The sequence below is a fragment of the Salinisphaera japonica YTM-1 genome, from assembly GCF_003788585.1.
In the GTDB taxonomy this organism is placed as follows: domain Bacteria; phylum Pseudomonadota; class Gammaproteobacteria; order Nevskiales; family Salinisphaeraceae; genus Salinisphaera; species Salinisphaera japonica.
Genome location: NZ_AYKG01000011.1, coordinates 51,739 through 62,501 on the forward strand (window position 1 = coordinate 51,739; position 10,763 = coordinate 62,501).

The following is a 10,763-nucleotide window of genomic DNA, read 5'->3' on the forward strand; positions in this document are numbered from 1 at the left end:
ACTTGATTCTGAATCGCGGCACTTACAGCATGCGACTCTAGTCAGGCTGACACGATTCAGCCATGCGCCGTTTGGCGAATAGACCGATCAGCTGCCCGTGCCATGTTCGGGCGGGGTCGGTCTCGATCCGCAGGATGCCCATGCTCGAACTCACCCCTGATGCTGTTTTGCTGGATCGCACGGCTGCCGACTGGCGCGACGCCCTGGCCCAGGCCGGCCAGGCGTTGATCGCGGCCGAGCTGGTCGAGCCCGATTACGCCGATGCCCTGTTCGAGCGCGAGGCCCAGTCCTCGACCTATCTCGGTAACGGCATCGCGATCCCGCACGGCACCAAGCCGGCCGCGCGCTGGGTGCGCCAGACCGGTCTGCGCGTGCTGCAGTTTCCCGACGGGGTGACCTGGCACGACGGCAACGAGGTCTGCGTGATCGTGACCATCGCGGCCGCCGGGGATCAGCATCTGGATATCCTGCGCCAGCTCACCCACGTGCTGGATACGCCCGGCGTGGCCGACAGGCTGGCCCGGGCCGAGCGGGCCGAAGACGTGGTCGCGCTGCTGTCACGGGCGCCGGTGACCGGCCGCCTGGACAAGGCCACCATCGCCGCCCGCGTGCCCGTGGCCAGCCGCGAAGGGCTGACCGCGATCGCCGCGGCCCGCCTGCACGACGCCGGGGCGGCCGGGCCGGGCTTCGTGGCCGCGGCGATGGCCGCGCGGCCGACCGAACTCGGCGATGCGCTATGGCTGGTCGAGGCCTGTATCGATGCGCGCCAGCCGGCGCTGGGGCTGGCCACGCCGGCCGAGATTGACGACGTGACCGGCGTGTTCGTGCTGGCCCGGCCCAATGCGGCCGACGGGGCCACGCAGCAGGCCATCAACGAGTTGCTCGCGCGTTTGTTGGGTGTGCTGGAAGCCGGTGAGGGCCGGCGCCTGGCCGAGTTGGACGGGGCCCAGCTGCTGGGCCGGCTGGCCGGCGAATCCGCCGGCGCCGAGGTGTTGCGCGTGCGGGTACGCAACGCCCACGGGCTGCATGCCCGCCCGGCCAAGCAGCTGGTTCAGGTCGCGCGGGAGCAGCGCCTGCCGATCCGGGTGCGCCTGGAGGCCGGCGGGGCGGATGCGGTTTCGGCGGCCAGCCTGACCAAGGTCATCGGCCTGGGGGCCCGGCGCGGCCAGATGCTGGTGTTTTCGGCCGAAGGCGAAGGCGCGGCCCACGCGCTGGGCGCGATTGCCGATGCGGTGCGCGGCGGTCTGGGCGAAGACGTATTGCCCCTGGAAGACACCAGCGAGGCCCGCCCGTCGCGTAACAAGCTGACACCCGTGGCTCGGGCGCCGGCGCCGGCGCCCGATACGCCGCTGGCCGCGGTGGCGGCCTCGCCCGGCATGGCCATTGCCCCGGTGTTCGTCATGCGCCTGCCCGAGTTCGAATACGCCGAGACCAGCGATGACTCGGTGGGCGAGCGCAAGCGCCTGGACGCCGCCATTCGTGCGGCCTATAGCCAGCTGACCGATCTCACCCAGGCCGCCGACGGCGGCGATATGGCCGAGATCCTGTCGATGCACGAAGAGATGCTGCGCGATCCCGAACTGCGCGAGGCCGCGGTCGAGGCGATCAACGAGGGCGCCTCGGCCGAGGCCGGCTGGTGGGCGGCCATCGATGCCTCGGCGCGAGCCCAGGCGGCCCTGGCTGATCGGATACTGGCCGAGCGTGCGGCCGATCTGCGCGATGTCGGCCGGCGTGTGCTGGGCCGGCTGTGCGGCGTGGCCATGCCCGCGCCGCCGGATCATCGTTATATTCTGATCGCCGAGGATATCGGGCCCTCGGACGTGGCCCAGCTCGATACCCAGCGCGTGAAGGGTCTGGTCACGGCCAAGGGCGGGGCGACCTCGCACTCGGCGATTCTGGCGCGCAGCCTGGGCATGCCGGCGGTGGTGGGCGCTGGCGAAGGCATTTTGTCGCTGGTCGACGGGATCGATCTGATCATCGACGGCGAGCGCGGGCGCGTGGTGGCCGAGCCGAGCGAGGCACGCCGGGCGCGCACCGAAAAAGCCATCGCCGAGCGCGCCGCCCTGGAAGAACGTGCCTTTGCCGCCCGCCACGAGCCGGCGACCACCACCGACGGCGTGCGCATCGAGGTCGCGGCCAATCTGGGCAACACCTCGCATGCGCTTGATGCCGTCGAGCGCGGCGCCGAGGGCGTGGGCCTGTTGCGCACCGAGTTCATCTTCATGGCGCACCCGCAGGCCCCGGATCTGGATACCCAGATGGCCGAGTATCGACGCGCCTTCGATGCGCTGGGCCCGCATCGGCCGTTGGTGGCCCGTACGCTGGATGTCGGCGGCGACAAGCCGCTGGATTACTGGCCGGTACCGCCCGAGGACAACCCGTTTCTGGGCCTGCGCGGTATTCGCCTGGCGCTGACCCGCCCGGCGGTACTAGAAAGCCAGATGCGGGCGTTGATTGCCGCGAGTGCGGGCCGTCCGCTGCGGATCATGTTTCCCATGGTCAAGGACGTGGCCGAGTTCCATGCGGGCAAGGCCATCTATGACCGCGTGATCGCCGATTTTGACGATGTCGATGTCCAGCTCGGCGTGATGATCGAGATCCCTTCCTGTGCGCTGCTGGCCGAAACCCTGGCCCCGCACGTGGATTTCTTTTCCATCGGCACCAACGATCTCACCCAGTACACGCTGGCCATTGATCGCGGCCATCCGCGGCTGTCGGCCCAGGCCGATGGCCTGCATCCGGCCGTGCTGCGCCTGATTCGCATGACCGTGCAGGCAGCGGCCGGCCAGGATTGCTGGGTGGGTGTCTGCGGCGAGCTGGCCAGTGATGCCCAGGCCATCGGCGTGCTGGTGGGCCTTGGCGTGGATGAGGTCTCGGTCAACGCGCGCCAGATTCCGCTGGTCAAGGCACGTATTCGCGAGCTGTGCCAGCGCGATATGAGCGTGCGCGCCGATAAACTGCTGGCGCTGGGCACGGCCGAGGCCGTGCGTGAAGCCGTCGAGGCCGAGACATGAGCCACGTGCTGGCCATTACCTTGAACCCGGCGCTGGATCTGTCCATCGGCGTGGATCAGCTCGTGCCCGGCACGCTGCATCGCGCACGGAATGCCGCCACGGTGGCCGCTGGCAAGGGCCACAACGTGGCCTGTGTGCTGGCCGCACTCGGCCATGACGTCACCGTGGCCGGTTTTCTGGGCGATGAAAACGACGGTGCCCATGCTCGCCTGTTCGCGGCCCACGGCCTGGTGGATCGCTGTACCCGTATCGCCGGGGCCACGCGTACCAACGTGAAGATCGGCGAGGCCGATGGCCGGGTCAGCGACGTGAATACGCCCGGGGCCATCGTCAACGACACCGATTGGCAGGCGTTTATGGCCACACTCGACGACGCATTGGCGCAGGCCCCGGCCGCGGTCGTGCTGGCGGGCAGCCTGGCGCCAGGCATCGCACCGGCCCGCATCGGCGATATCGTCCAGCGCTGCCACACATACGAGGTGCCGGTGTGGCTGGATACCAGCGGGGCGGCGCTGGCGGCCGGTGTCGCTGCCGGCTGCGCGTGGGTCAAGCCCAACGCCTGCGAATTGGCCGAATGGGCCGGCGTGGCGCTGGCCGATGAGGCCGAGCTGCTGACCGCGGCCCACGACATGCAGGCCGCGGGCGGCGCCCACGTCATCGTCTCGCGCGGCGGGGAGCGGCTTTATGCCTGTCACGCCGGCCAATTGTGGGTGGTTACGCCGCCGCGGGTGGCCGTGGCCAATACGGTCTGTGCCGGCGACAGCCTGTTGGCGGGCCTGTTGCACGGCCAGCTATCCGGCCAGGCCACCGACGAGGCGCTGAGGTTTGCCTGTGCGCTGGCCGCCGAGGCGGTGCGCCATGTCGGCGTTGGCCGTGCCGATGCCCCTGATTTTTCTGATCTGCAGGCCCAGGTGTGCCTGGAAACGACCCCGCACGGTGCTGTCGCGACAGCCCGGGAGCCCAGCCCATGAAACTCACGATCGTCACGGCCTGCCCGGGCGGGCACACCACCTCCTGGCTGGCCGCACAGCGTCTGTCGCGGGCCGCCGAACGGCGCGGCTGGCAGACCGTTTTCCACGAGGAGGATACGGGCGCCTCCGAGCTTGTCATCGTGGCGGCCAGCGCGCCGGTGGATCTGGCTCGTTATGACGGGCGCGCGCTCTATCACGCCGATATCGGCGCGGCACTTGCCACGCCGGATGTCGTGCTGGACGCGGCCGAGCACGAATCCGTGGTCTATGACCATGCCAACGCGCCGTCGGCGCTTTGCACCGTGCGGCCCGAGGTCAGCGCGAACGCGCCAAGCGCCAAGCAGATCGTGGCGGTCACGGCCTGTCCGACCGGCGTGGCCCATACCTTCATGGCGGCAGAAGCCTTGTCTGAAGCCGGCCGGGCGATGGGACATGGCATCCGCGTGGAAACCCAGGGCTCGGTGGGCGCCCAGGACGCGCTCACCGACGACGAGATCGCGGCGGCCGACGTGGTGCTGCTGGCCTGTGATATCGAGGTCGATGAAACCCGTTTTGCCGGCAAGCCGATCTATCGCACGGCCACGGGAACGGCGCTGAAAAAACCGCGCCCGACGATCGAGGCCGCCCTCACCGAGGCGGTGCCTGCCGGTGAGGGCGCGGCGGCTGCAGCCAAGACGGCGCCCAAGAAATCGCTCAAGGAGCGCGGGGTCTACAAGCATCTGTTGACCGGCGTGTCCTATATGCTGCCGATCGTGGTGGCCGGCGGGTTGTGTATCGCCCTGTCGTTTGTCTTCGGGATCGATGCCGCGGATGAAAAAGGCAGCCTGGCCGCCGCACTCATGCAGATCGGCGGCGGCTCGGCGTTCAAGCTGATGGTGCCGGTGCTGGCTGGTTATATCGCTTACTCCATCGCCGATCGGCCGGGGCTGACGCCGGGGTTGATCGGCGGCTGGCTGGCCACCGATCTGGGGGCCGGTTTTCTCGGCGGCATCGTGGCCGGTTTTCTGGCCGGCTACGTGGCCAACGCCATCAAGAAAGCCGTGCCGCTGCCGGCCAGCATGGAATCCTTGAAGCCGATTCTCATCATCCCGCTGGCCGCCTCGCTGGTGACGGGGCTGACGATGATCTATGTCGTGGGCACGCCGGTGGCCGCAATACTGACCTCGCTGACCGCGTTTCTGAACTCGATGGGCTCGACCAACGCCGTGCTGCTGGGCGCGCTGCTGGGCGCGATGATGTGTATCGATATGGGCGGGCCGATCAACAAGGCCGCCTATACCTTCGGCGTCGGCCTGCTGTCGTCACAGACCTATCTGCCGATGGGCGCGATCATGGCGGCCGGCATGGTCCCGCCCATCGCCATGGGCATCGCCAGCATCGTCGCACGCGCCAAGTTTGCTGAATCCGAGCGCGAGGGCGGCAAGGCGGCGCTTGTACTGGGCCTGTGCTTCATCAGCGAGGGCGCGATTCCGTTTGCCGCCAAGGATCCGCTGCGGGTGCTGCCGGTGTGTATCGTCGGTGGGGCGCTGACCGGCGCACTGTCCATGCTGTTCGGCTGCAAACTGATGGCGCCCCACGGCGGGCTGTTCGTGTTGTTGATTCCGGGGGCGGTGAGCCACGCACTGGCATATCTGGCGGCGATCGCCGCCGGCTCCCTGCTGGCCGGGCTGGCCTATGCGGTGATCAAGAAAAACGCCGGCGACGCGCCTGGCCAGGCCAGCGAAGAAAGCGGTATCACACAGCAGACATAGCAATCGCCCGCCGGGCGCGTACAGTGGGGCTGACACGTCAACCCGGAATTGTTATGTATCGACTACTGAGCACGTTTGTTGTCACCGCGGGCCTTGCGGTGGCCGGCCCGGCCCTGGCTGATCGCTCGGACGCCGGGCCGAGTGATGTCCCCGCGCCGATCGAAAACGCGATCGCCGATCCGGCGCGTGGCGATGCCGCAGCCGACGACGAGCGCCGCAAGCCGGCGGCGGTACTGATGTTCTCCCAGGTTGAGCCGGGCGATACCGTCATCGAGCTGATCCCCGGCAGCGGCTACTGGACCGCCATGCTCTCCGATATCGTGGGCGAGGACGGGCATGTAGTCACCGTGCTGCCGACGGCCGTGGCCGAGAAACACCCGGATGCGCTGGCCGGTATCAAGAAAATGGCCGCCGAGCCGGGCCATGCCAACGTCGAGGTCGTGACCGTCGATGCCGATGCGTTGTCGTCGATCGAGAGCCCCCCCGCCGATCTGGTCTTTACCGCACAGAACCTGCACGATTTTGCCAACAAGGGCATGGGCACGATCACGCCCCAAGCGTTTGCCAGCGAGATCAAACCGCTGCTGGCCGACGACGGCGTGCTGCTGGTCAACGACCATGCGGCGACTCGCGGCACGGGCCTGGCCCATACTTCGGATCTGCACCGTATCGATCCGGCGCTGGTGAAAAAACAGATCGTGGCGGCCGGCTACCGCTTTGACGGCGCCAGCGATGCGTTGGCCAACCCGGACGACTCGCACAAGATCAAGGTTTTCGACGAGCCGATCAAAGGCCATACCGACGAGTTCATCTATCGCTTCGTGCCGACGAGCGATTGATCGACACGGTTCGCCCGGCCGGCTTGAGTCGGCCGGGCGAGCATGCGCACACTGGCGCTGTTCACGCTTAAACGAGAGCAATGTCATGGCAACTATCAAAGTCGGCACCGAGAACTCGGCCCCGATCGAGCTGTATTACGAAGACGTGGGCGCCGGCAAGCCGGTGGTGCTCATCCACGGCTGGCCGCTGTCCGGGCGCTCCTGGGAAAACCAGGTGATGCCCCTGGTGGCCGCCGGTTATCGCGTGATCACCTATGACCGGCGCGGCTTCGGCCAATCCAGCCAGCCGCATACCGGTTATGACTACGACACGCTGGCGGCTGATCTGAACACGCTGATGAACCAGCTGGATTTGAAGGATGCCACGCTGGTGGGTTTTTCCATGGGCGGCGGCGAAGTCGCGCGTTACGTGGGTAATCACGGTACCGATCGTCTGGCTGGAGTGGTGTTTGCGGCGGCGGTGCCGCCGTATCTGTATGTCACCGACGACAACCCGGACGGCGGCCTGGACGATGCCACCATCCAGTCTTTCGAGGACGGCGTGAAAGCCGATCGGGCCGCGTTCTTCGAGGATTTCTCGACCCAGTTCTTCTCGACCGAGAAAGAAGGCCTGCTGGTGTCCGAGGCCAATCGGGTTTATCACCGCAATATCGCCTGGGCCGCCTCGCCCAAGGGCACGCTGGACTGCATCGGCGCCTTCGGGCGTACCGACTTCCGCGATGATCTGAAAAAGATCGATGTGCCCGCGCTGGTCATCCACGGCGATGCCGATGGCATCGTGCCGTTGGAGGTGTCCGGCAAGCGCACGGCGGATACGGTCAAGGACGCCTCGCTGCACGTCATCGAAGGCGGGCCGCACGGCATCAACGCCACGCACCCCGAGGCCTTCAACAAGGCGCTGATGGATTTCTTGAACTAGGGAATCGTTCGTTCAGAATGCCGCCAGCCGATATCGGCCATGTTGTCGATATCGGCTTTTTTATGAGTGTGCAGATGAAACGTATTTTCGTGGCCGGCCTGGCCGGTTTCGCCCTGTCGGTACTGGCTGGCTGTCAGCAGAGCCAGGCGCCCGGCAACCATATGACCGCCGCTAGTGATATCGACCAGGACACGCTGTGCCAGGTCAGCACCTGGAAGCCGATCAACGTGGCCAGCCAGTGCGAGGCCGGCCAGAAGATTCTGTATCGCCCCGGCGATGAGGCTGGCTCCGAGCAGTCGGCACTATTTACGGCCGCCAACTGTGATCTGCGTTTCTCGGTGTCGGCCACGCCGGGCGGCACCGCCTGTATCTATCGTCCGATCCGCTCGGCCAACGCGCTGGCCACGCCGGACGACGCTGCGAGCTAAGTACCGGCCAGGTGATTCGCCACGGGCAGCCAGGCCCACAGGGCGACAAGCGCAGCCAGTAGAACCGGCGGGGTCAGGATCAGCCCGATCTTCATGTATTGGCCCCAGCCGATTGCATGGCCCTTGCCGGCCAGCACATGCAGCCAGAGCAGGGTGGCCAGGCTGCCGATGGGCGTGAATTTCGGGCCGAGATCGTTGCCGATGATGCTGGCATGGATCATCAACTCGCGCGTGAGCGCATCCACAGGCGCCTGATCGATCGCCAGGCTGGCCACCAGCGTGGCCGGCATGTTGTTCATCATCGCCGCCGTTGCCGCCACCACGAAACCGGTGCCCACGGTGGCGATGAAATGGCCCTGACCGGCCAGCCAGGCCAGCACGCCGGCCGCATGTGCTGTCAGCCCAGCCTGGCCCAGGCCATAGACCACGACATACATGCCCAACGAAAACCACACGATGGGCCAGGGCGCGTTGGCTATCACCGGCTTGAGCGCGATACGCGGGCGCTGGCCGGGCTGACCCACGCGGGCCGCGATCAACAGCAATAACCCGGCGGCGCTGCCGATCGTCGCCGAAAACGGCACATCGTAGGCGGCCAGACCGAACAGAGCGGCCAGCAGCACCACGAGCAACGGGCCGGCCAGATAGAAAACCTGTCGATCGACAATCGCCGTGGCCGGATCGGTCAATACGTCGGCGCTATAACGGCTTGGCAGATCGCGTGCGAAGAACACGAGCAGCACACCCAGCGTGGCCGCGATCGAGACCAGGGCCACCGGGGCCATGATCAAGGCATAGCGATCAAAGCCGATCCCGAAATAATTGGCCGTCACGATATTCACGAGATTGGAGAGGGTCAGCGGCAGGCTGGCGGTATCCGCGATGAAGCCGGTGGCGATGATGAAAGCCAGTGCTGCGGGCCCGGCCAGGCCCAGCCGTGCCAGAATCGCTGCCACGATGGGCGTGAGCAGCAGGGCAGCGCCGTCGTTGGCAAATACCGCGGCGATCAGTGCGCCCAGCAGCACCACATAAATGAACAAGGCGCGCGTGCGGCCCGCAGCCCGTCGCGCGATATGCAGCGCGGCCCAGGCAAAACAGCCGGCGCCGTCGAGGATCAACGAGATCAGAATCAACGCGACAAACGTGAACGTGGCGTCCCAGACGATGCCCCAGACCGTGGCTACGTCGGCCAGATCGACCACGCCCGTGGCCCATGCCAGCCCGGCCCCGGCCATGGCCGACCAGCCGATGCCCAGCCCACGGGGCTGGATGAGCACCAGGGCCAGCGTGGCCACGAAGATTGTCAGTGCCAGCATCGGTGATCAGCCGCCGTGCCGGGCGTGCACGATCTCACCGTCTTCTTTTTCAAAGACCGCGACGGGATTGGCTAATAACGCCAGTACCCGCTCGGACGGCCGGCACAACGCCGCGCCCGTGTCCGTGATGACCACGGGCCGGTTGATCAGGATCGGATGAGCCTGCATCGCCGCGAGCAGGGCATCGTCGCTGATCGCGGCCCGTGTCAGGCCGAGTTCGGCGGCCTTGGCCTCTTTCGCACGCAGCAGTTCGCTCGGGGCAATGCCCAGGCGGGCAATCAGCGCACGCAGCTCGGCCAGCGATAGCGGGTGGTCCAGATACTCGATGATCTCAGGGTCTTCGCCCGAGGCTCGGATCATCGCCAATGCGTTACGTGACGTGCCACAGGCGGCTTTGTAATAGATCGTGACGGTCATGTTTTTGTCTCGGCGGGTGCTTCGACCAGTGCATCGACCAGCCCGGCACAGACCTCGGGCCGCCCGTTGCAACAGTCGCGGGCCAGATAGAACAGCGTCTCGCGCACCGCGCCCAGCTCGGCGCGATAGATCATAGAGCGCGAGTGCCGCGTGGCCGTGGCCAACCCGGCCCGTGTAAGCACGGCCAGATGGGCCGACATCGTGTTGTGCGGCACGGCCAGCCGGCGCGCGATCTCGCCGGCGGCCAGGCCGTCGGGCTCGGCCGTTACCAGCAGGCGAAAGACCGCCAGCCGTGTTTCCTGGGCCAGGGCGGCAAAACGTGCGATCGCGATTGACTCGTCCATATGTCCAAATATATCGACATTATGCGGCGAGCGCAATGCGTTGCGCGGTGGGTTCTTTGAAGCTGTCCGCGAATGAACGCCAATAAACGCGAATGAATACAGAGGGTCGGCTTGTGGGCGGCGTCCGGCTTTGGCGGTCACCGTAGCGTGATGCGGTTACGACGTGCGGTGTGGCCGGCGTGCGTTATTTCCAAGACAGATCGGGCTGGCGACCGTTCGTCATGCAGTCCCGGAGATACAGATTGATCAGGCTCTGGTAAGGAATTCCCGTTTCCTCGGCCATGGTCTTGAAGTAGGTGATGACGTCGTCTCGCATACGAATCGTGACCTGGCGCTTGAGCTTTGCCGCATACGGATTCTTGCGGGATGTCATCGTTGAAAAATCATATTCCTCTTTCATGGCATCGGACCTTCGTAATACTGACCTTCGCGGGCCTTGGCCTTGCGGGCTGATATGAGGCGGATGAGCTGGCCGTGTGACCGTTCGCAGTGGCAGACGATGAGTATCCGCGAACGGTCGCTCAGGCCGAGCAGGATGAAGCGATCCTCCGGTTCGGACTGTTTGTCGTCGAAGAACTGGCTGGCGTATTCGTCTTAGGGCCTGTTGCCGTTTCATACGAGTCCGCGCCAATCGCTGTTTTGCGGCAAGACGAGGCGTAGCTCACGCCGCGCAGTCATTCTGCGCCAGTGGGCTAGAACGCTGTATTGCCGCAAAACAGCGCTTGTCCCGAAGGGTTGGGCCGCAAATCACGCCCTGCGGCGTT

General features: G+C 66.3%; 10 protein-coding genes and 1 pseudogene. 6 read left to right on the plus strand and 5 right to left on the minus strand.

The features are described from left to right. The first annotated feature begins 140 nt into the window (after window positions 1-140). The 6 genes from ptsP to SAJA_RS04680 all read left to right on the plus strand — a co-directional run bounded on the left by ptsP (window position 141) and on the right by SAJA_RS04680 (window position 7,922). A complete protein-coding gene (ptsP, locus tag SAJA_RS04655; protein WP_123657500.1) occupies window positions 141-3,014 on the plus strand; it encodes a phosphoenolpyruvate--protein phosphotransferase in 2,874 nt (957 codons plus the stop codon). After that, on the plus strand, window positions 3,011-3,985 hold the full coding sequence (locus SAJA_RS04660) for a 1-phosphofructokinase family hexose kinase (protein WP_123657501.1): 975 nt from the start codon (window positions 3,011-3,013) through the stop codon (window positions 3,983-3,985). The genes ptsP and SAJA_RS04660 overlap by 4 nt, the downstream gene beginning before the upstream one ends. Beyond that, complete coding sequence (locus SAJA_RS04665; protein WP_123657502.1) at window positions 3,982-5,736, plus strand: fructose-specific PTS transporter subunit EIIC; 1,755 nt, start codon at window positions 3,982-3,984, stop codon at window positions 5,734-5,736. Before SAJA_RS04660 ends, SAJA_RS04665 begins: the two co-directional genes overlap by 4 nt. 53 nt (window positions 5,737-5,789) lie before the next feature. Continuing rightward, entirely contained in the window at window positions 5,790-6,575 is a 786-nt protein-coding gene (locus tag SAJA_RS04670; protein WP_221180126.1) for a class I SAM-dependent methyltransferase, read from the plus strand. A gap of 85 nt (window positions 6,576-6,660) precedes the next feature. Further along, complete coding sequence (locus SAJA_RS04675) at window positions 6,661-7,494, plus strand: alpha/beta fold hydrolase (RefSeq protein ID WP_123657503.1); 834 nt, start codon at window positions 6,661-6,663, stop codon at window positions 7,492-7,494. 74 nt (window positions 7,495-7,568) lie between these two features. Beyond that, on the plus strand, window positions 7,569-7,922 hold the full coding sequence (locus SAJA_RS04680) for a hypothetical protein (RefSeq protein ID WP_123657504.1): 354 nt from the start codon (window positions 7,569-7,571) through the stop codon (window positions 7,920-7,922). Here the strand turns inward: SAJA_RS04680 and SAJA_RS04685 are convergent. From SAJA_RS04685 to SAJA_RS15525, 5 genes and pseudogenes are all read right to left on the minus strand, one after another. Further along, window positions 7,919-9,238 carry an arsenic transporter gene (locus SAJA_RS04685; protein WP_123657505.1) on the minus strand — a complete coding sequence of 440 codons (1,320 nt, stop codon included), beginning with the start codon at window positions 9,236-9,238 and terminating at the stop codon, window positions 7,919-7,921. The genes SAJA_RS04680 and SAJA_RS04685 overlap by 4 nt on opposite strands. Window positions 9,239-9,244: 6 nt before the next feature. Beyond that, entirely contained in the window at window positions 9,245-9,655 is a 411-nt protein-coding gene (gene arsC / locus SAJA_RS04690; protein ID WP_123657506.1) for an arsenate reductase (glutaredoxin), read from the minus strand. Next, window positions 9,652-9,999: an ArsR/SmtB family transcription factor gene (locus tag SAJA_RS04695; RefSeq protein WP_123657507.1), complete on the minus strand. Its 348-nt coding sequence runs from the start codon at window positions 9,997-9,999 to the stop codon at window positions 9,652-9,654. Before SAJA_RS04695 ends, arsC begins: the two co-directional genes overlap by 4 nt. Window positions 10,000-10,183: 184 nt before the next feature. After that, window positions 10,184-10,399: a BrnA antitoxin family protein gene (locus SAJA_RS04700; RefSeq protein WP_123657508.1), complete on the minus strand. Its 216-nt coding sequence runs from the start codon at window positions 10,397-10,399 to the stop codon at window positions 10,184-10,186. Beyond that, window positions 10,396-10,572, minus strand: a pseudogene (locus SAJA_RS15525) (BrnT family toxin); the annotation flags it as partial. The gene SAJA_RS04700 and the pseudogene SAJA_RS15525, both read right to left, overlap by 4 nt. Window positions 10,573-10,763: the final 191 nt, after the last annotated feature.

Excerpts from the sequence above, each read along its gene's own strand:
- SAJA_RS04695 (WP_123657507.1), bottom strand. The coding sequence starts at position 9,999 with ATGGACGAGTCAATCGCGATCGCACGTTTTGCCGCCCTGGCCCAGGAA.
- SAJA_RS04685 (WP_123657505.1), bottom strand. The coding sequence starts at position 9,238 with ATGCTGGCACTGACAATCTTCGTGGCCACGCTGGCCCTGGTGCTCATC.
- SAJA_RS04700 (WP_123657508.1), bottom strand. The coding sequence starts at position 10,399 with ATGAAAGAGGAATATGATTTTTCAACGATGACATCCCGCAAGAATCCG.
- ptsP (WP_123657500.1), top strand. The coding sequence starts at position 141 with ATGCTCGAACTCACCCCTGATGCTGTTTTGCTGGATCGCACGGCTGCC.
- SAJA_RS04675 (WP_123657503.1), top strand. The coding sequence starts at position 6,661 with ATGGCAACTATCAAAGTCGGCACCGAGAACTCGGCCCCGATCGAGCTG.
- arsC (WP_123657506.1), bottom strand. The coding sequence starts at position 9,655 with ATGACCGTCACGATCTATTACAAAGCCGCCTGTGGCACGTCACGTAAC.
- SAJA_RS04660 (WP_123657501.1), top strand. The coding sequence starts at position 3,011 with ATGAGCCACGTGCTGGCCATTACCTTGAACCCGGCGCTGGATCTGTCC.
- SAJA_RS04665 (WP_123657502.1), top strand. The coding sequence starts at position 3,982 with ATGAAACTCACGATCGTCACGGCCTGCCCGGGCGGGCACACCACCTCC.
- SAJA_RS04670 (WP_221180126.1), top strand. The coding sequence starts at position 5,790 with ATGTATCGACTACTGAGCACGTTTGTTGTCACCGCGGGCCTTGCGGTG.
- SAJA_RS04680 (WP_123657504.1), top strand. The coding sequence starts at position 7,569 with ATGAAACGTATTTTCGTGGCCGGCCTGGCCGGTTTCGCCCTGTCGGTA.